The sequence below is a fragment of the Halostella salina genome (genome assembly GCF_003675855.1).
Lineage (GTDB): Archaea > Halobacteriota > Halobacteria > Halobacteriales > Natronoarchaeaceae > Halostella > Halostella salina.
In genome coordinates, this window is the sequence record NZ_RCIH01000003.1 from 1 (window position 1) to 21,729 (window position 21,729).

A 21,729-nucleotide genomic window follows, 5' to 3' on the forward strand; every position below is an offset into this window, starting at 1 on the left:
GTAACGGATATCTGGAGAGTGTTAAAATGTGGGAATATCGGGCGGACCGATACCCGTGGTTTGCTCCCCAGTTGTCGGCTTCATCCCACGGCTAAAACCGTGGGCTTTCGCCTCGCTACCGCTGTAACAGGTCGCCGACCGCCGGCCCGGTCGGTACGCCTCAGTCGGCCACCGCCACCGCGACCTCGCGGCTCCGCGGGCCGTCACACTCGACCAGCAGGACCGACTGCCACGTCCCGAGTTCGAGGTCGCCGTCCGCGGCCGGGATCGAGACGCTCGGCCCGAGCAGCGTGGCCCGGAGGTGCGAATCGGCATTCCCGTCCAGCGCGTCGTGTGCGTGGCCCTCGTCGGGCACGAGTTCGGCGAGGAAATCCGCCACGTCGCCGCGCAGTCGCGACTCGTTCTCCTGCACCACGAGCGCCGCGGTGGTGTGCCGGACGAAGGCGGTGCAGACGCCGTCTGCGTCGTCGGGCACGGCCGCGGCGACGCGGTCGGTCACGTCGACGGTCGTCAGGCGCTCGTCGGTGTCGACGGTGAAGCGGGTTGGCATAGGAGGAGCGTGAGCCACCCCGGAGAAAAGCCTACGCCAGCCACTCGTCGGGCTTGGTGTCGTAGTCCACGTCGCTGGCAGCGATCCCCTCGACCTCCTCCCACGGCAGGTCCTCGACGGTGTGCTCGTCGCCGTCGTAGCGGAGCAGTTTGCCGCGCTCCTCCGGTTCCGGCTCCCTGTTCCGGCGCTTGGCGACCTCGATGTCGTGTTCGTCGACCTCCTTGACAATGGTCATGAGGTTCACCGGGCGCCCCCACAGCTCGAAGACGCGTTCGAGCGTGCGCTTGGCCTGCTCGATGTCGAGCATCACGCCGTTGTAGTGGTGGCCCAGCAGCAGTTCGTTCCGGTTGTTGTAGTTGCCGTCGTACACCGCGATGGTCGGCTTCCCGAAGTTGGTGAACTGGAGCAGGAGCTTCTGTTTCACGTCCTCGTAGTCGGTGCTGGCGACGCGGTTGCCGCCGGTCGCCTGCGAGTACTCGTAGGTGAAGTACTCGTTGGCGTCGACGAACTCCTGTGAGAGGAACTCGTCGATGAACGTCACGTCGTTGTGGCTCTCGCGGATCTCCCGCATCCGGTCCCAGCCCCGCGAGAAGTCCACGTCGGCGAGCGCCTCGTCCACGTCGTCGTACACGGCGTCGTCGAACAGGTAGCGGCCGATGCGCTCCAGGTCGCTCTGGCCGATCTGGGCGAGGAACCCGCGGTTCTGCCGCTTGATCAGCGAGTAATGTCGGCGGGCCAGCCCCTCGTAGGTGAGCATCTTCCATGGATGGCGGTCCACGTCGATCTCGCCCTCGCGGGCGCGGTCGAGCGCCTCGCGGTCGACGTACTCGTCCGGGAGGTCGGCCACCGCGTCGAGCGAGTCCGCCGTGATGGCATCGAGCGCCGCCGGCGGCTCCAGCGCCGACAGCACGCGGTCGAAGTCGACCGTGTCGGTGAAGTTGCGCCACGACACCCCGTCGACGCGCAGGAGCTTCTCGACGACTTCCCGGCGGTTCGTCGTGTTCTCGATGTACTCCCACAGCTCCTTGCCGAGCTTGTAGGGGTTGAGGCCCGGCGATCCGAGGACGCGGGCCTGATGGTCGGCGTAGCTGAGGAACTCGTCCGGCCCGGCGAACGCCTCCTCGCCCATCATCATCGACTCCCAGTAGGCGGCCCACCCCTCGTTCATCACCTTGCTCATCTTCTGGGCGGCGAAGTAGTACGCCTCCGCCCGGAGCATGTCGAGCACGTCGCGCTGCCACGGCTCCATCTCGTCGGCCTTCCCCGCCTCCTCGTCGTACTGCTTCCCGTGGCGGCGGAGGAAGGCCAGCACGTCCTTCTCGGGCTCGTCCGGGAACGAGACGGAGTCGCCGTCCTCGTCCTGCCGTTCGAGCCACTCGTCGCTGAACACCTCCTCGCGCACCTCGTCGGAGACGTCCAGTTCGGCGAGCTGCTCGCTCAGGTCGTCGTCGGTCTCGACGGGGTCGGGCGTCGACAGCACCTCCGGGTCGAACACCTGGTGCTGGTCGATGTTGTCCTCCAGCGAGAGCAGGTTGTCGATCCAGCGCTCGACCTCGGAACGGTCGATCTCCGGGTCGCTCATGTACTCGCCGATCTTCCGGCCGTGCCGCTCCAGCATCGCCGCGGCGTCCAGGTCGTCGGCGAACATGCCGAACCACTCGTTGTTGGCGAAGAAGTCGGCGTGGGCCTCGACGTGGGTGATGACGGCCTTCTGGTCGGCCAGCGAGTTCGACTCCTGCAGGAACGCGTGTGAGGGGTTGTCGTTGTTGACGATCTCGAACGCCTTCCCGCCGCCGTAACGGTCCTGCTTGCGCTGGCGGTCGTACTTCATCCCCCAGCGCCAGTGGGGGTAGCGCCGCTGGAACCCGTCGTAGGCGATGAGCTGGTTCATCTCGTCGTAGTCGACGATCCAGTAGTTCACCGGGTACGGCTCCAGCCCCAGGCGCTCGGCCAGTTCGTTCGCGTCGTCGACCGGCTCCTGCAGGTCGGCGGCGATCCGGCGCGCCTCGTAGCGGTCGAAGCTCATCGTTCCTCCGTGTGGCGGCCGCAGTCGTCCGGGGTCGGTGGCTGTGCTGTGGTCATGATTCGTCCTCCTCCGTGCTGAGGATCTCGTAGATCGCATCGGTCACGTCGTCGGGACCGGTGACGTACGCCACGGCCACGTCGTCGTTCTCGCCGAAGTGGCGCTCGACTTCCTCGGCGTGGGTGGCGTTGATGGCGTTGCCGCTTGGCTGGGTCTCCACGTAGGCGTGGAGGTTCGCCGGGATTTCCTCCATCAGCGGGATGACGCCCTCCTCGGTGTCGTTCGAGGAGTTCTCGCTGTCGCCGGCCGCGAACACGTAGCGGTTCCAGTCGCTCCAGGGGTACTCCGCCAGCAGTTCCTCGGCGAGTTCGTACGCCGAGGATATCTTCGTCCCGCCGCCGCTGCGGATGCCGAAGAAGTCGTCGCGCTCGACCTCCCAGGCCTCGGCGTCGTGGGCGATGTAGACGAACTCGGCGTTGTCGTACTTCCCCTGGAGATACCAGTCCAGCGGCGTGAACGTGCGCTCGACCAGTTCGCGCTTCTGCTCGCGCATCGAGCCGCTCACGTCGCGGATGTTCACGACGACGACGTTCTTCTCCTTCTCCTCGATGACCTCGGGATGGCGGTAGCGCTCGTCCTCCCGGCGGAACGGGACGTGGTCGATCCCCTCCCGGCGGATCTGCTCCTGCACCGTCTCGCGCTCGACGTTTTCCTCGACGGCCGCGATGCTGTCCCACTCGTCGCGCTCGTCGGCCGGGATGTCGCTGTACGCGTCGTCCAGCCACGCCCGCGAGACGGGGATCGACTCGCCGCGCGCCCACTCGAACGCCTTCGCCGGGCCGACGCCGTCGACTTTCAGCACCTCGCGGAGGAACTCCCCGTCGAAGTCCATCGCCAGCTTGCGCTTGAGGCCCTGTTTGAACATCCGCTCGAAGTCGAGCGTGCTGTCGGGACCGGTCTTCGTGAGGTCCTTGTACGGCCCCTCGGTCTCCTCGACGACGCTCTTGCCCTTCGGTTCGAGGTCCAGCCCGAGTTCCTCGTCCAGTTCCTCGGCGAACTCCTCGGGGTCCATCTGGTAGTACTCGTGCTCGCCGTGCTCCTCGCCGGGGTCGCCCTCCTCGTCGCCGTCGCCGGGCTGGGGCTGTGGCTGCCCGACGGGGTCGCCCACGTCGGCGTCGCCCTGTCCGACGCCGCCCTGGTCCAGCTGGTCGTACTCGAACTCCGGGAGGTCGACGATCTTGATCGGCACCCGGACCTCGTCCGAACGGCTCCCACCGAGGTCGCCGTACTGGATGAACTCCGAGAGGTCCTCGCGCCGTTCCTCGCCCACCTCGTAGAACCGCTCGACGTCGTCTTTCAGTCCCATTTGTAGCTCACCTGTCCCATGACGTGTCGGCTTGTCAGCTCCGCCGACGCCTCGCTGTAGCCGAACAGTTCGACCATGTTGTCGATCGTCTCGGCTTTGATCGCGGCCGTCTCGGTGTCGCTCGGCGGGTCGTCCCACTGTCGCGGGTCGAAGTCCTCGAACAGCCGCGACACGTCCTCCCAGTCGTGGGATTCGAGGACGCTCCGGATCACCGGGATCTCCGTGAGGTCGGCGTCGGCCGCCGAGAAGTCGTCGCCGCGGTGCTCCCACGCGTGGCGGTTCAGCGCGGTGATCACCTTCTCGGTGCGGAACTGCCGGACGGCCGGCGAGGCCTCGTCGCCGTCGTAGCTCTCCGGCGAGAACCGGCCGAGATGCTCGGTCTCGAACACCTTCATCTTCAGCGGGTCCGGGTCGACGCGCTCGCCGCGCTCGTTCTCCAGCTGCTCGTCGGTCGCCCAGGCGTACACGTGCTCGACGTACTCGGCGACGGTCTCCTCGTCGACCCGGCGGTCGCGCATCATCGCGTCGAGCACGTCATCCTCCTGGCGCTGGAACACGTGGTTCTTGACGGGGACGACGCGGTTCTCGAACTCCGTCCGCTCGCCCGGCGAGAACACCGGAGCCTCCGTCAGCCCCTCGGCCATCGCGTTCAGCACGTCGCGGGGCATGATCACGTCCTCGACCGGCAGGTCCGCGTGGTGGCGGTCCGGGGTGCCGTGGAGCAGGTCCGCGATCGTGTCGCGGGTGTAGGTCACCGGGATGCCGTGGTCGCCGTCCGACGTGCCGTCGCCGAACTCGAAGTCGTCCTTCTCGACGCGCTCGTCGCCGTCCCGGAGGTAGCCGCGGTCGAACAGCAGCGCCTTGTCGACGAGGTCGAGTCCGGGCGGCAGATCCTCGTCGTCCAGCCTTGTGACGACGCTGTACAGCGCCGCCGCCTCGACGGCGTGGGGCGCGAGTTCGCGCTCCCTGAGGTCGCCGTCGGCGTCCTTGACGGCCACGGTGATCGGCTCGGCGATCTTCGCCTCGACCGCCTCCTCGTCGCCGTCCCACACCTCGGTCTCGTTCGTGAGTTCGCGCCGCACGAGTTCGGTCTCCAGGCTCCGGTTGGTGAGGTACGCGAACTCGTGTTTGTCGAGGCGGCGCTTCAGCGCCTTCAGGGGGTCCATCCCGTTCTTCTCGGCGTGCTGGTTCAGCTTCGCCTCCAGGTCCGGGTTCGAGATGATCACGAGCTGGGTGTCGATGTCCATCCCGATCCCCTTGTCCAGCTTGACGGTGCCCTCGTCGGGCACGTTCAGCAGCTTCTGGAGCAGGTCGGCGTGCTGGGCGGCGTCCTCGACGACGGTGAGGAGGCCGTTGCCCTGCGAGAGCACGCCGTCGTAGGAGAACGCCTGCGGGTTCTTCCGGCCGCGGGAATCGAGTTCCTGCAGCATACCGCGCATCCACGTGCCGACCAGCCGCTCCTTGGGCTGGCCCTCGTCCTCGGAGTGGAGGACGCCGATCCCGCGCCCCACGTCGACGACGTAGTTCTTCACCCGGAGGTGCGACTCGTCGGTCACCGCCGAGAACAGGTCCTCGACGCCGCGCCGGCGGTACTCCTCCTCCAGGTAGTCGTACGCCTCTCGGGAGAACGGGTCCAGCCGCTCCTCGACGCGGACGTCGAGGTGGTCGTCGTTCGCCTCGTTCAGTTCCGCCAGCAGTTCCTCGCGCACGTCGTCCGGGAACGCCGAGAGCGGGTGTGCCTGCACCGGGCTCTCGTACCACTGGTCCTCGTCGGCGGGCGCGTCGCCGCCGTAGGAGAGGCCGCGGGTGTCGGCCGCCGTCGCCACGTTCCACTCGACGGTGTAGCGCCGGCCCTCCGGGGTCTTCGAGTACTCCCGGAGCCCGTTGATCAGGCAGCGCTTCAGCTCGGACTTGCCGGTCGCGGTCGGCCCGTCGAACCAGATGATCTTCTCGTCTTTCGCCCGGCCCGCCGCGATGGAGCGCAGGTCGTCGACGAACGCGTTCAGAACTTCCGTGTTGCCCAGCACGGCGTGCTCGCCGTCGTTGTGCGGGTCGTCGAAGAAGCGGTAGCGCTCCGTCTCCTCGCCCTCCTCGACGACGGTCCGCGTGCCGGCCGCCTCGATCGCCTCCAGCAGGTACTTCGAGGCGTGGGAGGCGATTCGGGGGGTCTCGAACACCGCGTCGACGTACTCGGCGAGGCTCACCGGCTCCTCGTAGGCCCCTTCGAGGGCGCGGTCGGCCTCGCTGACGAACTCGTCGCCGCGACTCATCAGTCCTCCATCTCGGCTTTGGCGACCTCCGCGCCGGCGAACTCCAGCACCTCGCGAGCGCCCGACTCGGAGTAGCCCTGCTCGATCAGGGCGTCGATCCACTCGTTGCGCTCGTCGTCGTCGAACTCGTTGCTGGAGACCAGCGCCGAGAAGTTGATGTTGTGTTTCTTGTCCTCCCAGAGCTTGCGCTCTAACGCGCGGCGCAGGCGCTCGTTGTCCTGCGGATTGAACGCCTCGCCCTCGCGGGCGCGCCGGGAGACCCAGTTCGACACCTCCTGCCGGAAGTCGTCCTTCCGGTCCTCGGGCACGTCGAGTTTCTCCTCGACCGAGCGCAGGAACGTCTCGTCGGGCTCCTGCTCGCGCCCGGTGAGCTCGTCCTCGACGGTCTGGTCGTCGATGTAGGCCATCACGTGGTCCATGTACTTCTCGCCCTGGCGCTGGATCTCGTCGACGTCGTAGGCCAGCGCGTGGCGCACGTCCTCGATCGCCCGCTCCTTGTACTCCTCGCGAACGGTTTCGAGGTAGCGGTAGTACGTCCCGAAGTTCTCCTCGGGGATCGAGCCGTGGTGTTCGAGGTTCTCCTCGAAGAAGTTGAACACCGTCAGCGGCGAGAGGAACCCGCGGCTCCGGTGTTTGGAGTCCATGATCGCCTCGGCGATCTCGTCGCCGATGAAGCGCGGCGAGATGCCCATCATCCCCTCGCCGATGTCGGCTTTCTCCTCGGCCTCCTCGCGGAGCTTCTTCACGTCGACCTCGTCGCCCTCGTCGACCTCGCCGTTGTACGCCTTGGCCTTCTGGAGCAGGTCGACCGTCTCGGTGTCGGGCTCCTCGATCCGGGTCAGGACGCCGAACAGCCCGGCCATCTCCAGGGTGTGCGGTTCGACGTTGATGTCGGGCACGTCGGCGTTGGCGAGCATCTTCCGGTAGATGTCGGCCTCCTGCTCGTAGGAGAGGACGTACGGGAAGTCGATCCGCTTGGTGCGGTCGTTGAACGCCTCCATCTTCTCGTCGCCCTTCTTGTCCTTGTACTCGGGCATGTTCGTCCGGCCGACGATCACCTGGTCGATGTCGATCCGCGGGTTGTTCTTCGGCTTGATCGTCTGCTCCTGGGTCGCGTGCAGGAAGTCGTAGAGGAACTCCCGCTGGAGCTTCAGCAGCTCCTCGCCCGAGAAGATGCCGCGGTTGGCGTTGCAGAACGCGCCGGAGTAGTCGAACGCCCGTGGGTCGGACTCGCCGTAGACGGCGATCTTCGAGTAGTTTACGTCGCCGGTCAGCTCCGTCTCGTCCTGGTTCTTCTTGTCCTTCGGCTCGAACGTCTCCAGGCCCTGCCGCTTGTTCTCGTCGGCGACGAGCCGGACGACCTCGATGTGGTTCGAGAGCACCTGCTCCAGGTCGTCGTCGTAGTACGACAGGAGCCGGTCCATGTAGAACTCGGACTCCGGATCCAGCGCCTGCTCGTTGCGGATCGAGTACGGGGCGTCGAGGCGCTCGTTGAGGTCGGCGATGATCGACCCCCGCTGCTCGTGGGGCACCAGCACAAGGGGGTCCTGATTCATCGGGGACCGGACGGTGTCGTCGGCCGGGTCCTGGTCCTCGATCACGTCACAGAGGTTCGTCCAGCGGAACGTGTACAGCCGCCCCTCGTCCCGGGCGGTGTAGTCCTCGTAGTACTCCCGGATCTGCTGGTCGAAGGCGGACTTCCCCGACCCGACGGGGCCGAGCAGGAGTTTGATCCGGCGCTCCGGGCCGAGGCCGCGGGCCGACGACTTCACCTTGTTGACGAACTCGTGGATCGCCTGGTGGATCACGCGGCCGTAGAACGTGTTCTCGCCGTCGTTGACCGGGTCCTCGGAGACGAGTTTGTACTCGACGACGCCGGCCTCCTCGTCGTACTCGGTGCCGTAGTAGTCAAACATGTCCGCGACGCGCTGGTGTGCGTTGCGGGCGATCTTCGGGGACTCGTACACCTCCTCCAGGTACCAGTCGAACGGCTTCGCCGCACGCAGGTCCTCCGGGACCGAGTCCTGGTACTCCTGACTCAACTCCTCTAGCGTGTCGATATCTCCTGTCATTGTATCACGGTCGGTTGGTTGCCCACCCGTTCGGGCGGCCGGGCCGTCGGCCCGACCGCCGCGGCGACTGGCAGCGGGGGGAGAGCGCGGGACCGACCCCGCAACTTCGGCGCGCACCTGCCGTCGTCCCCACCCGACGCCGCAGTAGCGACTTCCGCCGACGGCGGCCACGACGCGTCGATCCGAGTTACCCGGGAGCGTGACATGTGTGGTCGTCTGTCATGCCCGCGCGCGAGACCGTCACTTCGTCCGCTGGGGGCGACTGAGAACGTCGTCGACGACTGAGTCGATCCGGGGCGCGAGGGTGGCACGGTGGCAGGCTCCACCGATAGTATTTAATCTATGAGTTCCTGAGCAACTTAAGCGTAACCCCAAAAGGTATTTGTCGCCATCAGATCCGCAATGAACGTTCCGGAATTAACCGGAACGTCGGCCACCGGTCCGGAGGATCGCGGACATATTCTGCCCCATTTATATACACACCGGTGATAGCGCGGTCGTCGAGCGCCGGTAGCGGACCCGTCCGGACTACGGCGCGGAACCGTACACCCCTTACGGTGGGGACGCGTACGGCTTCGCGATGAGCGACCTCGACACGCCCGACGGCTGGGTCGTCTGGAACGAGGGCGCGGACGGCCGGCTGGTGCTCGCGTACCGCCCCGACGTGTTCGACGCCGGCGAGTTCCCCGCCGAGTGCCTCCCGACGCTGTATCTGACCCGGGGCCGAAAGGGGGGCCGCCCGCCGGGCGAGTCGCCCGCGGCCGGCGCGGACTGGCACGTCACGCTGTTCCTCGAACCCGACGTCGACGACGGCGGCGAGCGCTACGACTCGCGCGAGGCGGCCGTCGAGGGTGCCATGGAGCGCGCCGCGGCGTTCGCGGCCGGCGAGGTCGACTACCGCGCGCTGTACCAGGTGCCGCGGGAGTCGTACTTCGAGCGACTGGACGAACTGACGGGTCGGGAAGCTTAACCCATCCGGCCGACTACGGTCGGCCATGTCACAGGTCACGCTCGTCGGCACGCGCCTCGCGGCCGTCGACGAGGAGTTCGTCTACCACGGCGAGGCCCCCGGCTGTGACGGCTGCCCCTACCGCGACCAGTGTCTGAACCTCTCGGAAGGCGTCAGGTACCGCGTGGTCACCGTGCGCGAGAACGCCCAGTCTCTCGACTGCGCGGTCCACGACGGCGACGTGCGCGCGGTCGAGGTCGAACCGGCCCCGGTCCGCGCGAACGTCCCGTCGAAAAACGCCTACGCCGGCAGCAAAGCGAGCCTCGCCGGTCCCTGCCCCCACGTCGAATGCCCCAGCCACGAGTTCTGCGTCGCCGACGGCGCGGACGACGAGACGGAACGGCAGATCGCCGAAGTCGTCGGCGACCCGCCACACGACACCTGCGCGCTGGACCGCGACCTGACGCTCGTCGAGTTCGCGCCCGAGGAGTGACCGCAGGGCGGAATGCCGGCGGGTTAAGTCGCCCCGGCCCCTACCGGCGTGCATGGACGACCCCGACACGCCAGCCCCCGCAGCGGGGGACGCCGACGGCGGCCCGGAGTTCGCCGGCGACCCGCCCGCAGCGCTGGCGCTGCTCGCCGACGCCGTCGACCCGCTACGCGCCACGCTCCAGCAGGCGACCGGCGCGTTCGGGCTGCCCGACCCCGAGATGCTCGTCAGCGACGTGCTCACGACGCCCCCCGACGAGCGGTTCGCCCGCTGTGCGCGCCGGTACGCCGAGCGATTCGGCGACGGGGCGCTGCTCTCCGACCCCGAGCGCCTGACCGCGCTGACCGCCGACCTGCCCATCGCGGACCCGGTCGGCCGCGCGGTCCGGGTCGTCGTCCGGATCGCGGGCCAGCTTGAGGGCGAACTGCTCGCTGCAGCACCCGAGACGCCGGCCGACGCGGAGCCGTACCTCGCGCTGGCGGTCGCGGCCCGCCAGCTCCGGGACCTCGCGCTGGACGTCGGGGTGACGTTCGACGCCGGCGGCGGGAGCGACGGCGACCTCGCACACCTGCTCTCGGCGACGCTCGCGCTGACCGCGCGGTTGCTCGAACTCGCGCCGGGCGACGCGCCGACCGCGGACGGAACCGCGGAGGGGTCCGACGACCACGGGGAACAGCCCGGGGATCAGGCCGAGCACGCTGCGGAAGAAGTCGAACTCACTCCGGAGGACTGGCTCGACACGGTCGCCCGCGACGTGGTGCGGGCGGGCTACCACCGCGAGTCGGCGATGGGCGACACCCCGTCGACGGTTCCGGCGGCCAAGTCCGACGCCGAAGTCCGGCGTATCGTCCGCCTCCGCGGCGCTGCTGCGGCCGTGGACGTGCTCGACCTCGACCCCGCCGGTGCCGCCGCGCTGGTCGACGAGTCGCCGGCGACCGTCGAGGCGCTGCTCGACCGACGCGGCTGATCCACCGGCGAGCGTGGCGCTCCGTTCGTCGGTGAGCTGGGCCTCGTGGCCGCCCTACTCGCCGATGGTGACCTCGCCGCCGACGCTCCCGACGCGCTCGGCGGCGTAGCCGAACACGCTGGCGTAGCCGTACGCCGACAGCAGCACCGGGAAGAAGTCCGTCTCGGCGGTGACCGCCTCGCCGTCGACGGCGGCGAACGGCTCGCCGGCGGTCACCCGCTCGAAGTTCTCCGCGAACACCTCGTACTCCGTGGCGGGGCGCTTGTCGATCGCCCGCAGCAGCTTGTACACCGGCACCTCGCGCCGAACGGTGTCACCCGGGAGGACGCCCGTCGCGGTGAGGAACTCCCGGGCGATCCGGAGCGCGTTCTCCTCGGCCTGCGCCGACCCCTGTAGCCCCGCCTCTATCTCGATTGCGTCGGTCGCCACGAAGATCCGGCCCTCGATGTACTCGCTCGTCTCGACGAGCGCCGTGACCGAGAGCTGCGGCGGGACCTCCCGCGCGAGGTCGTCGATGCCGTCGACGACCGCGAACGGCTCGGCGTAGGACTGCGTCGAGTGGATCGCGAGCGTCAGACAGCCCTCGATCTCCTCGCTTATTTCGGCGGCGAGCCGGCGCTCGTGTTCCTCGGCGTCCGGGTCGCCGGGGAACGCGCGGTTGAGGTCGGCGTCGACGTACCGCTCCTCGCGCGCTATCGCCTCCTCGTTGGCGACGATGAACTTCACAGGTCTGTCGACGGTGAGCGGCTCGTCCAGCAGTCGCTCGACCGCCCGGACGCCGCAGGGTTCGTCGCCGTGGATCCCGCCGACGACGGCCACCTCCGGGGTCCCCTCGCCGCGCTGTTCGACACGCATCGTGTCGTGACACGAACTCCTCGGTAAAGTGGCTTGAGATCCACACCCGGGCGCCACGAGGCACGACGGGTCGGCGGCCGACGGAGCGGACCGAACCCCGCCAAGGAGACGTGTCGCCGCCCGACACCTCGGCCGACCACCTCCTGCACAGGGTTATCCGCGTGGGTCGCGTACCGTTTCGAATGGCAGACGACAAGAGCGGCCGAGACAAGCAAGCGCGGGACGCAGAGCGGCGACAGCGAAAGCGCGACCTCGCAATCGAACTGGAGCGCTCGGACGAGACGGAGCCCCCGGTCGAGGAGCGCGAACTCGGGGACCTCGAAGCGGAACTCGAATCCCTTGAGTTCCCGGCGACCGGGACGGAGGTCGTCGCCGCCGTGGGCGACCGGACGGTCGCGTCGGCTGACGGGAGCTACCCCGTCGAGGAACTCGTCCCGGCGACGGACGCGGAGGCGTTCGGCTCGCCCGAAGCGGTGCGGGCGCGAGTCCAGCGACCGACGGTCGCCGCGGCGATGAAACGCGTCGTCGAGGCCGGCGAGGAGCTCCCGAACGGGGAACTCGGCCGGTCGCAGCGAGAGGCCTACGAGAAGACGTTCCGGGCGCTCACGGCGATAGACGCCGACGACGACGACGAGGGCGTCCGAGCGGTCGCGGACTGGATCGTCGAGCAGGTCGCCGAGAAGGGCAAGGTGCCGGACTCGCGGGGAGTGCGACGGCAGGCGGCGAAGTTCTGTCGGGCGAACGGGTACGAGGTTCGGAACGACGAGTGGCTCGGGGTCTAACCCGCGACCGGCGAACCACCGCGGTCGAAGGCGGCCGCCGCTACTCCAGGCCGGCCGCGTACGCGAAATCCTCGTCGCGCGCCGTCGGTCGGTCGCCGTCCAGCGGGATCCGCCAGTCGTGGAGCGTCTCGGGGTCGTCCAGCGCGTTCGACAGCGTCGTCCGCACGGCGAGCAGGTCGACGCCGTAGAAGTCCCGCGGCACGCCGTGGAAGTACTGGAGCGCGGTCTCGAACAGCGAGCGCATCCCGTCGTCGTCGCGGAAGTCGAAGTGCTTGTACGCGCCGGCGGCGACCTGTACCATCCCGTGGAGGAACTTGCTCTCGGTCGTCCCGCGGCCGTAGTTGTACCACTCGTCCTCGAAGCAGTCGTGCGATTCGTGGAACTCGCCGGCGTTGTAGAGCCGCACCCCGTGGACCGTCGCCCGGCGGAGCGTGGCGTGCTCCCACTGGCCGTCGTCGCGCCACCCCGTCGGGTCCCCGGCCGGCGGGCCGACGCTCGGGTCCCGCGTGTGGTCGTCCATGGCCGGATCGTCGCCGCGGACGCGGGTAACTCCTCCGGCGGATCGACGCGCCGAAGTGTTCGCCCCTCGGAACACTGGCACGAATGCCGTACGACGCCATCCTGCTGGACCACGACGGCGTGATCACCACGCCGCCCGGTCGCGACCTGCTCCACGACGCCGCCCGCGAGGCGTTCGCCCGCGCCGGCGTCGAGTCGCCGCCCGACCGCCACGTCGAGGGGCTCGCTCTCGGCGTCACCGAGGACTGGCTCGACGACCTGTGTGCCCGGTACGGGCTGGACCGCGACGCGTTCTGGCGGACGCGCGACGAGACGGCCTCGACCGCACAGCGCGAGGCAGTCCGGGCCGGCGAGAAGACGCTGTACGACGACGTGCCCGCCATCTCCCGGCAGGTCTCGGCACACTCGCGGAGCGTCTCGGCGCAGACCTGACAGTGCTCGGCGTCGTGGCGCTCACACTCGTCCGCGCACTCCTCGCAGGCGTCGGCGCAGGTTTCGGCCAGGTCCTCGCTGAACGCGGAGTTCCGGGCCATGAACCGCGCGTGCATGGTCGTCAGGTCCGCCACGTCGCGACAGAGCCGCAGGCACTCGGCCATCTCCTCGCCCTCGCCGGCGCACTCGTCGGCGCACCACTCGCAGGCCTGCGCCGCCTCGAAGCAGTTGTCGATGCACTCCGCCATCAGGTCGTCCTCATCGACGTGACTGATCTCGGTCAGGGACATCGCGTCGGCGGCTACGCCGTCACGGCACTTCGTTATCGGCCGCCAAGTGACGTTACCATCGCAGGGAAACCCGCGTAACCGTCGCCGAGGGCCTGTCGACGGGGCGACCATGTCGGCGTAACCATGGATTTCTCCGACGCTGTGCGGGGCCGTCGCTGACGAGATCGCAGAGTAGTTAAGCGATTCGGGACAAGAGCCGACCGCGTGCGAGGGTAGCCAAGCCTGGAAACGGCGGCGGACTCAAGATCCGCTCCCGTAGGGGTCCATGCGTTCAAATCGCATCCCTCGCACTGCTGGCCCACGCGGGCCCTCGCAAACAGTGCGGAAGTTCGCCTCTCGGGGCGATCTTCCCTCGCAAAACGTCTCACTGAACCGCCCGCCAGCGACGGCTGACGCTACTCCGCTTCGTCGTCGTCAGTGAGCCAGCGGATCGCGCCGCCCGCTGCCAGCGCCGTCAGCGCGCTCCCGACGCCGAAGCCGGGCATCGCCTGGGAGTCGCCTGCGAACTCGGCCGAGCCGTTGGCGGACTCGTTGCCGGCGGCATCGGCGGTCACGTCGTCGGTGCCCGACTCATCGCCACCATTGCCGCCACCGCCGCCGCTTCCGCCGTTGCCTCCACCGCCGCCACCGGCGTTCCCCGGGGCGACGACGGTGACGACGCCCTCCTGCCCGAGCGACTCGTGGGGCTGGCAGTGGTACTCGTACTCGCCGACGACCCGGAACGTGTGCTCGTGGACGTGGCCCTCGTCCTCGACTGATTCGTGTCCCTGCCACGTTGCTCCCTCGGGCTGGCTCTCCACAGCGAGGTTGTGGCTGCCGTCGGCCCACCGGAACCGGACCGTCGTCCCGACCTCGACTGTCAGTTCCTCCGGGTCGAACGTGTTGTCGCCAGTGTGCTCGACCACGCGGGGGTCGTCGCCCAGATTCTCCGCGACGACGATGGATCCTACCTCGCCGACACCCTCGTGGGGCGCGCAGTGGTACTCGTACTCGCCGGGGACCTCGAACGTGTGTTCGTGGACGAACCCCGGGTCCTCGATCGGCTCGACGCCGCTCCAGTTCGCCCCGTCGGGCTGGCTGTCGACGACGATGTTGTGCGCGCCGCCCTCGGCCCATTCGAACGTAACGGTCGTCCCCGGTTCGACGTACAGCCGGTCCGGGATCGTGAAATCGTCGGTGAAGCGCACGGTCGGACCGCTGCCGCCGCCGGCCCCTCCGCCGCCGCCTCCGCCGGTATCTTCATCACCACCGCCGCCACCGCCTCCCCCGCCATTGCCGGGGTCGGTCACCGTGTTGTACTTCTGCCGACCTACCGAGCCGTGCATCGGCACGTCGAGCGTGTCGTACCACATCGTTTCTATGACCGGGTGGAGCACAGGGAGCAGAACGATGTCCTCCCAGTTCGCTTGCTCCATCGCGACGTACGCGCCGGGATCCGGATCGGGCCTCTGCTGGATGTACTCCCACGCCGCGGCCGCCTCCTCGGCTGCGTTGGTTCCGGCCCAGTCGACGTACGACAGGGGTGCCGACTGGGCGTCGGCGCGCTCCGGGGCTAACAGCTGGAGGAAATCGGGTGCACCTGGGTAGTTGCCTCCCCATCCCAGGGAGTACGCTTCGAGGTCGCCGTTGCGTCCGCGTTCGGTGAGCGTCCCGAAATCCATCCGCTGGACCGTGAGGTCGACGTTCGCGGACTGGAGCTGGTCGCTGAGAATCCCCCCGAGGTCGGCCCAGAACGCCCCCGTGTACACGGCGAACTCCAGTTCGTAGGGGTCGCTCTCGCTGTACCCCGCCTGCTCCATGATCTGCCGTGCGCGCTGAATGTTCGTTTCGTCGATACCGTACGGGTACTGCTCGGCGTGCTCGCGGTAGCCCGCGGCGTTGTTCGGGAACAGGTTCGGTGGGGTCAGGTGGGCCGCGGGTCGAGCCGGTTCGTTGAACAGCTCCTCAACCACCGTCGACTGGTTGAGTACGTGTGCGAACGCTTCCCTGACGGCCCGGTTCGTGTTCTCCTGATTGAACCCGACGTAGTAGGTGATCAGGTCCGGCACGGAGAAGTAGTCCACCGTCTTCTCGTTCTCAAGCGGCCCGTAGGTGCCGATCCGGCGGCCGCGGTCGTCGGTTCGGTCGATGGAGCGCTTCCCCGCGTCGAACCGTTCCGGCGGGACGGTGACCTCGTGGGCGTTCTCGTCGACGACCGTATAGCCGTATCGGTCCATCGGAGCCTGGATCAGTCGCCAGTTGACCGCCTCGACCGACGGAACCGTCCCGTGGTACTCCTCCCACCGACGGACCTCGATCCCGTTGCCCGGTTCCCAGCCAACGAACTCGAACGGGCCGGTGCCGACGGGGTTTTGCGCGAACGCCGGCTGCTGCAACTCGCCGCTGTACCCCTCGACGTCGCCGACGATCCCCTCCGGCATGATCGAGCACCAGGGCATCGCGAGCATCTCTTCGACGGAGTGAAACGGGGTTTCGAGCCGTATCGAAACGGTGTACTCCGACTCCGCCGTGACCGCCAGCGACCCCGGAGCGTACTCCCCGTCGCCCGAGCGGTGTTCGATACCCATGTCGTCGAGCAGGAACAGCTGATATCGGGACTGGTCGGACTGGACGATCCGCTCGAACGAGTACACCACGTCGTCGGCGGTGAGTTCGCTCCCGTCGTGGAACCGGACGCCCCGCTTCAGGTCGATCTCGACGTAGCGGCCGTCGTCCTCCGTCCGGATATCGCTGGCGAGCAGCGGCTCCGCCCGGGTTTCGCCGTCCGGGAAATGAGTCAGCGTGTCGAACACCTGCGTGATGACTTCCATCGAGGTCTCGTCGCTGGCGACCACGGGGTCGAAGCTTTCGGCGCGGCCGGCGACCAGTTGCAGTACGTCAGTGCCGGGCGGGATGGCGGACCGCCGTTCCGCGATGCTCCGACCGGCCACCGCGGCCGCCGTCGCCGTGCCGGCCGTCGCTTGCAGCAATCGTCGTCGTGAGAGCGTCGGATCCATACTGTTTCGGTCCGCCGGAGGGGGAATAAATTTGGTGACAGGTTACGGGTCGTCGCCGCGCTCGGCCTCGAACACGTCGGCGTGGAGCCGCTCCGTCACCGTCTCCATCAGCGTCGCGAGGTTCGCCGCGTCCTCGCGGTTGTACGAGACGAGCGTGTCGAGCGCGCCGTCGTTCCCGGCCTCGTACTCGCGCCAGAGGCGAACGGCGTCCTCGCCGGAGATGTCGGGCCGGTCGCGTTCGAGCCCGACAGCCTGCTCTATCGCCTTCAGGCCGCCGGTGAGACCCACCTGCCGGCAGGGGTACATGAGGTCGACGTGGGGCGTATCGACCGACACGTCGAACGACGTTTCGAGGAACGGCACGTCGAAGCGCTTGCCGTTGAACGTCGCGACGAGCGAGGCGTCAGCGAACTGCCGTTCGACGGCGTCGGCGGTGAGGTTCTCGCCGCGGACGAGCGTCGTCGTCTCGCCGTCCTGGTGGAAACTCACCGTCGTCACGCGGTCGCGCTCGGGCGAGAGCCCGGTCGTCTCGATGTCGAAGTAACAGACATCAGACCGGAAGTTCTCGTACAGCCGCCAGTGGCTCCCCTGCGGGAACCGCTCGGCGAAGAAGTCGGCGTCGCCGTCGTCGAGGCGCTCCCACGCCGTCGCGATGAACTCCTCGACGCGCTCGCCGGTCGTCGGCCCGAGCAGGTCGGGGTCGAACGCCTCCCAGCGCGTGACCCCGTCCCGCCAGAGCCGGCGCTCGGTCGCTTCGCCGACGCCGTCGACCGGGATGAAGCTGTTCTCGATGCGCACGTGGTGACGGGTGCGCCGCGGCGACAAAACCCTTTCTACACCGAGGAGTTCGCGGCCGGCCACCACGCTCTCCGGCGACGCGTTCGGGCGGAGCGCCGGGCGGTTTCGTCCCCGCGTTCGGGCGTCGAGCAGTACCGTTATGGTGCTCGCATCTGTCCCAATCGACTATGGAAAACGATCTGCTGGCGGACGAAGCGGCCGACAGGGTCGTCTCGCTGTGTCGCACGGCTATCGGCGACAGCCTCCGGTCGATCACCTACTTCACGCGGGACGACTTCGAGCAGCTGTACCTGCGCGACGACCTGGAGCAGGACGCCGACCTGATGGGCTTCATCGGCAACGAGTGGCAGGACTTCAAGACCACGCAGTCGGCGTACGAGGGGACCGAACTGGGGGACTACGAGTTCACGATCCGCGCGTTCGAAAACGGCTACCTCGTCCGCGTGACGACCGACACCGAAGGCGTGTTCGCGACGGCGGACAGCATGACGCTGCAGACGTACGAGGACGTCGCGGCCGCGCTCTCGGAGATCCTGGAGGAGCGCTGACGGCCGCCGGTCACGGCATCGGACCCCGACGGTCCGGTTGTCCGGGGATAGATTGACGACACCGGGATCCCAACCCCGGGTATGGAACTGGACGAGACGGACCGGGAGATCCTCCGCATCCTCCAGGCCGACGCTCGGACGCCGTTCAGCGAGGTGGCACGGGAGATCGATATGTCGAGCGCGACCGTCCACGACCGGGTCTCCCGGATGGAGGAGGCCGGCGTCATCGAGGGGTACCACGCCGAGGTGGACCCGCGGGCGGTCGGACTGGGCATCTCCGCGGTCGTCGGCCTGCGCGTCGAGCAGGGCCGCGAGCAGGACACGCTCGACCGCTTGCAGGAGATCGAGGGCGTTCAGGAGATACACCTGACCACCGGCGAGTGGGACGTGATGGCGCGGGTGTACGCCGACGACGCCGACGCGCTCCGGGAGCTGATGTTCGAACGGGTCGCCCGGATGGACGGCTTCGCCCGGTCGCAGACGATGGTGATCCTCGGGACCCACCACGAGAGTCCTGAGCTGCCGGTGGAGTAGCGCCGGTCACACTGGAACGCCCGCGGGACCGGCAACGCGCGGCGGGCGCACGAGACCGGAAACGTCAAACCGCCCGCGTCGCAGATGCACGCTATGGACGACGTTCTGGACCGGATCGACCCCGAACGCGGGTGGGCCGCGCTCGTCGCCGCCCTCGTGGCCTGCTTCAGCATCGGGTCGGTCGTCTTCCCCCGGACCGTGTACGCGGAGTTCGTCTGGCACTACTTCTGGGGCCCGGTGTACGCCGACTCCGAAGGGGCGAGCTGTGTCGCCTGGGCTGACGGCGAACGCCGCCTGCTGGGTGTAGACGAGTGTCGGGCGCTGGCGAACGACCCCGAACGCCTCGCCGAGATCGGTCCGGTGGCCGAACCCGGCTACACGATCGTCTCGGAGATCGGGTACGTGATCATCCTGCTGATCGCGCTGATCGGCGTCATGTTTCTGCTCCGGCGGCTCGACATCCAGCGCTACCGGGTCGGCTTCTTCGCGCTGTTCCCGTTCATGCTGTTCGGCGGCGCGCTCCGGGTCGTCGAGGACGCGAACGTCGCGGCGATCCGCGCCGGCGTGGGCCAGCCGATCAGCTACCCGCTGAACACGCTGCTCATCAGCCCGCTGATCTACTTCACGATGTTTTTCTTCGCGCTGGCGGCCGTCGTGATCTCGGTGTGGCTCGACCGCAACGGGTACGTCTCCGGCTACGAGTACCCGCTGGCGGGCATCGGAACGGCGGCGCTCGTCGCCTGCGTCGGCTATCTCGGGGCCCTCGCGGCGACGAAGGAGTACGTGTACTTCTACCCCGCGATCCTCGGGGTCGTGCTCGTCGGCGCGACGCTGTCGGCCGGGATCACATGGGCGCTCGTCAAGCGATACGCGCCCGAGGTCAACCGCGGGACTGGGCTGATCGGGCTGGTGATCATCTGGGGCCACGCCATCGACGGCGTCGCCAACGTCGTCGGCCTGGACTGGGCCGGCGAACTCGGCGTCCACTACGGCGACCTCGGGCCGAAACACCCGGTCAACGCGGGGATCGTCGACCTCACCGACGCCGTGTTGCCGGCCAGCATCACCCACTACACCGGCACCGCGTGGCCGTTCCTGTTCGTGAAGCTCGTCGCGGCCGTCTTCGTCGTCTGGATCTTCGACGAGCAGATATTCGAGGAGAACCCGCGCTACACGATCATCCTACTGATTACAGTGCTCGCGGTCGGTCTCGGGCCCGGAACCCGGGACATGCTCCGGGCCACGTTCGGCATCTAGCGCCGCGAGCGCCCGCTCCGGGAAATGTCGGCTCCCGCAGTCGGCACACACCGCAACGTCCACCGTCCCAGTCACGTTCGCATTAACCGCGTCCGCTCCCAGCGTTTGCTCTTCGAGTCGCCCCCCACACGTCGCACAGCCGAGGTCGAACTCCGTCGTCATTCCGGTCCTCCGAAGAAGCCACGTACGTTCATGCGATAGGATGACACACCGCTAGGGAGTACGTGGGGTCCCAACATAAAGTTACGTGCTGGGGGAATAGACGACGCTCGCCGGGATCAGACGGCGGCTCAGGGGTACGGATGGTGTCGCCGGTCGAGGCGCGGTTCGAACCCGAGGTCGGCCGGGACGGTCCCCGCACGCTCCCCGAAGACGGGGTCGCCGGTGAACAGCGGCTGTGCGCCGGGGACGACGACCCGGACGGCCTCCAGGTCGATCCCTGCCGCGTCCCGGGTCGTCAGCCGGGCGGCGTGGGGCGTCAACCCGGCGTCCGCGACCCGGTCGACCACGGCGTCCAGTTCCGCCGCGCCGGTCGGCACGTCGCCCGGACCGACCCGGTCGCTCGGCACCGAACCGTCCGCGTCGAGGAACGCCTCGGCCTCGGGCGGGCGGTCGGCGTAGTCGGCGATGGCGCTGGGGTCCTCGGCGGCCTCCGCCGGTCCCATCGAGCGCAGTTCCGTCCAGTTCTGGACGGCCTCGGCGAGCGCCGCCGTCGCCGCCCGGTCCGGGTCGAGGTCGGCGTCGGAGCCGACCGCGAATCGCGGCCACTCGCCGTCGCGGTGGACGGCGACGCTGACGACCGGCACGTCCACGTCCTGTGTCACCAGCAGCGGCGTCACGGTCAGCCCCTCCGAACGCGCCCGGCGGGCCAGCGTCTCGAACCGCTCGTCCTCGACAGTCAGCCCGAGCGGGTCGAACGTGGAGTACCAGGCGAGCATCGTCGCGTCGCGCTCGACCACCTCGTACAGCCCGGACAGCAGCGCGCCGACGGTGGAGGTGCCGAGCCCGAGACCGGTGGTGATCGACTGGAGGTGGCGCTGTTCGGGCGGCGGGAAGTGGACCGCCTCGGCCGGGAGCGAGACCGGGTCGCCCGACGCGAGGGTCTCGCCGGGCACCCACGGGATCGGCTCGTCGACCGACTCGTCGGTACCGCGGACCAGATCCGACGGCGGAACGGCGTCCGCCACGTCGTCGGGACGCGCAACGCGGAACTCGTCCTCGCGGTAGACGCCCGCGCAGTACCGCTCTATCGCCTCGCCGAGCGCCTTCATGAACGCCCGGTCCCAGTCGGCGTCGACGCCGGCGGCCTTCGCGGCGGCCGACGCGTCGCTGAACCCCTCCGTCTCGGCGTTGTTCGCCAGGTAGTACGGCGCGGGGAACGACTCGATCTCGCCGACGGAGTTGACGAGACCGACGCGCTCGTCCAGCGCGCGCTCGGCGCGGGCGAGCGCGGCGTCCACGTCGACCGCCTCGTGGTCGCGGCCGAGCGAGCGGTCGCGCTCGCCGCCGCAGTCACACCCCGGAACCGGGCGGAACTCCCGGCGTGCGTGGGGCACCTCGACGACGCCGCCGAGGATCGACGACTCCCCGCCCGACAGCAGGGTGACGGCCTCCCGGCCCGCTATCGCGCCCGCCAGCCGGACGGCGGCGCGGTCCGCCGAGGCGTCCTCGGCGACTTCCCCGTCGGACGCGTTGGCCGCGACGCGCTGGCGCAGGCAGTCGAAACAGCCGGACGACGGCGCGAACCCGGCGACGGCGGCGTCGATGGCCGCCAGCGGAACGCCGCCCAGACCGCCCACCTCGACGGCCAGCCACGGCGTGCCGCCGTCGCGGGCCGCCCGGTCGGCCGCCGCGAAGTCGTCGTCGCCCGCGACGGCCGAGACGAGGGCGAAATCGGCGGCCGCGACGCTCCCGGGCGTGCCGCTTGACCCTTCGACGCCTGCGTCTTCGAGCGCGGCACGGGCGGCCTCGACGGCCGGCCCGTCCCCGACGTACGTGACCTTCATGGCGTGGACAACTCGCGGCGGGAGC

Annotated in this window: 18 protein-coding genes, 1 tRNA gene and 1 pseudogene; 9 read left to right on the forward strand and 11 right to left on the reverse strand. The window is 68.8% G+C overall.

Translation table 11 applies throughout. The annotated features are described in order from the left end of the window. Positions 1-160: 160 nt before the first annotated feature. The 5 genes from D8896_RS06075 to D8896_RS06095 are packed head-to-tail and all read right to left on the reverse strand — an operon-like array spanning position 161 to position 8,281. The gene (locus D8896_RS06075; RefSeq protein WP_121821207.1) at positions 161-550 is read right to left on the reverse strand and encodes a secondary thiamine-phosphate synthase enzyme YjbQ; all 390 of its coding nucleotides are present in this window, start codon (positions 548-550) and stop codon (positions 161-163) included. A 31-nt stretch (positions 551-581) separates the two neighbouring features. Further along, positions 582-2,576, reverse strand: coding sequence for a SpoVR family protein (locus D8896_RS06080; protein WP_121821208.1), 1,995 nt, complete (start codon positions 2,574-2,576; stop codon positions 582-584). Between the two features lie 52 nt (positions 2,577-2,628). Next, positions 2,629-3,939 carry a YeaH/YhbH family protein gene (locus D8896_RS06085; RefSeq protein ID WP_121821209.1) on the reverse strand — a complete coding sequence of 437 codons (1,311 nt, stop codon included), beginning with the start codon at positions 3,937-3,939 and terminating at the stop codon, positions 2,629-2,631. Further along, positions 3,930-6,209 (reverse strand): PrkA family serine protein kinase, encoded by a 2,280-nt coding sequence (locus D8896_RS06090; RefSeq protein ID WP_121821210.1) that lies wholly within the window; start codon positions 6,207-6,209, stop codon positions 3,930-3,932. The genes D8896_RS06085 and D8896_RS06090 overlap by 10 nt, the downstream gene beginning before the upstream one ends. Further along, a complete protein-coding gene (locus D8896_RS06095) occupies positions 6,209-8,281 on the reverse strand; it encodes a PrkA family serine protein kinase (RefSeq protein ID WP_121821211.1) in 2,073 nt (690 codons plus the stop codon). Before D8896_RS06095 ends, D8896_RS06090 begins: the two co-directional genes overlap by 1 nt. A 580-nt stretch (positions 8,282-8,861) precedes the next feature. Between D8896_RS06095 and D8896_RS19730 the strand changes: the two genes are divergently transcribed. Genes D8896_RS19730 through D8896_RS06110 form a run of 3 tightly spaced genes read left to right on the forward strand, consistent with a single transcriptional unit; the run spans position 8,862 to position 10,687 of the window. After that, complete coding sequence (locus tag D8896_RS19730) at positions 8,862-9,251, forward strand: DUF5820 family protein (RefSeq protein ID WP_205596784.1); 390 nt, start codon at positions 8,862-8,864, stop codon at positions 9,249-9,251. A 25-nt stretch (positions 9,252-9,276) separates the two neighbouring features. Beyond that, on the forward strand, positions 9,277-9,723 hold the full coding sequence (locus tag D8896_RS06105; protein WP_121821212.1) for a UPF0179 family protein: 447 nt from the start codon (positions 9,277-9,279) through the stop codon (positions 9,721-9,723). Positions 9,724-9,775: 52 nt separating this feature from the next. Then, positions 9,776-10,687: a hypothetical protein gene (locus D8896_RS06110; RefSeq protein WP_121821213.1), complete on the forward strand. Its 912-nt coding sequence runs from the start codon at positions 9,776-9,778 to the stop codon at positions 10,685-10,687. 54 nt (positions 10,688-10,741) lie between these two features. Here the strand turns inward: D8896_RS06110 and D8896_RS06115 are convergent, their stop codons facing one another. Continuing rightward, on the reverse strand, positions 10,742-11,542 hold the full coding sequence (locus D8896_RS06115; protein WP_121821214.1) for a M14 family metallopeptidase: 801 nt from the start codon (positions 11,540-11,542) through the stop codon (positions 10,742-10,744). Positions 11,543-11,724: 182 nt separating this feature from the next. On the opposite strand from D8896_RS06115, the gene D8896_RS06120 reads away from it, so the two are divergent. Then, on the forward strand, positions 11,725-12,324 hold the full coding sequence (locus D8896_RS06120; protein WP_121821215.1) for a DUF5789 family protein: 600 nt from the start codon (positions 11,725-11,727) through the stop codon (positions 12,322-12,324). Between the two features lie 40 nt (positions 12,325-12,364). Here the strand turns inward: D8896_RS06120 and D8896_RS06125 are convergent, their stop codons facing one another. Beyond that, positions 12,365-12,844, reverse strand: coding sequence for a DUF309 domain-containing protein (locus tag D8896_RS06125; RefSeq protein ID WP_121821216.1), 480 nt, complete (start codon positions 12,842-12,844; stop codon positions 12,365-12,367). Positions 12,845-12,927: 83 nt separating this feature from the next. Between D8896_RS06125 and D8896_RS06130 the strand changes: the two genes are divergently transcribed. Beyond that, the gene (locus D8896_RS06130) at positions 12,928-13,275 is read left to right on the forward strand and encodes an HAD family hydrolase (RefSeq protein ID WP_121821217.1); all 348 of its coding nucleotides are present in this window, start codon (positions 12,928-12,930) and stop codon (positions 13,273-13,275) included. Here the strand turns inward: D8896_RS06130 and D8896_RS19835 are convergent. Beyond that, a pseudogene (locus D8896_RS19835) lies at positions 13,221-13,565 on the reverse strand (four-helix bundle copper-binding protein); the annotation flags it as partial. The gene D8896_RS06130 and the pseudogene D8896_RS19835 sit on opposite strands and share 55 nt — an antisense overlap. A 206-nt stretch (positions 13,566-13,771) precedes the next feature. Here D8896_RS19835 and D8896_RS06140 point away from each other — a divergent pair. Continuing rightward, positions 13,772-13,855 (forward strand) — tRNA-Leu (locus tag D8896_RS06140). A 105-nt stretch (positions 13,856-13,960) separates the two neighbouring features. Here the strand turns inward: D8896_RS06140 and D8896_RS06145 are convergent. Beyond that, complete coding sequence (locus D8896_RS06145; RefSeq protein WP_121821218.1) at positions 13,961-16,561, reverse strand: ABC transporter substrate-binding protein; 2,601 nt, start codon at positions 16,559-16,561, stop codon at positions 13,961-13,963. A 42-nt stretch (positions 16,562-16,603) separates the two neighbouring features. After that, positions 16,604-17,359: a ribonuclease H-like domain-containing protein gene (locus D8896_RS06150; protein WP_121821219.1), complete on the reverse strand. Its 756-nt coding sequence runs from the start codon at positions 17,357-17,359 to the stop codon at positions 16,604-16,606. Between the two features lie 167 nt (positions 17,360-17,526). On the opposite strand from D8896_RS06150, the gene D8896_RS06155 reads away from it, so the two are divergent. From D8896_RS06155 to D8896_RS06165, 3 genes are all read left to right on the forward strand, one after another. Beyond that, positions 17,527-17,907 carry a DUF7522 family protein gene (locus D8896_RS06155; RefSeq protein WP_121821220.1) on the forward strand — a complete coding sequence of 127 codons (381 nt, stop codon included), beginning with the start codon at positions 17,527-17,529 and terminating at the stop codon, positions 17,905-17,907. 81 nt (positions 17,908-17,988) lie between these two features. Next, on the forward strand, positions 17,989-18,441 hold the full coding sequence (locus D8896_RS06160; RefSeq protein WP_121821221.1) for an Lrp/AsnC family transcriptional regulator: 453 nt from the start codon (positions 17,989-17,991) through the stop codon (positions 18,439-18,441). Positions 18,442-18,534: 93 nt separating this feature from the next. Next, positions 18,535-19,698 (forward strand): DUF63 family protein, encoded by a 1,164-nt coding sequence (locus tag D8896_RS06165; RefSeq protein WP_121821222.1) that lies wholly within the window; start codon positions 18,535-18,537, stop codon positions 19,696-19,698. A gap of 290 nt (positions 19,699-19,988) precedes the next feature. Here D8896_RS06165 and D8896_RS06175 read toward each other — a convergent pair whose 3' ends face one another. Then, the gene (locus D8896_RS06175; RefSeq protein ID WP_121821224.1) at positions 19,989-21,704 is read right to left on the reverse strand and encodes a YcaO-like family protein; all 1,716 of its coding nucleotides are present in this window, start codon (positions 21,702-21,704) and stop codon (positions 19,989-19,991) included. Positions 21,705-21,729: the final 25 nt, after the last annotated feature.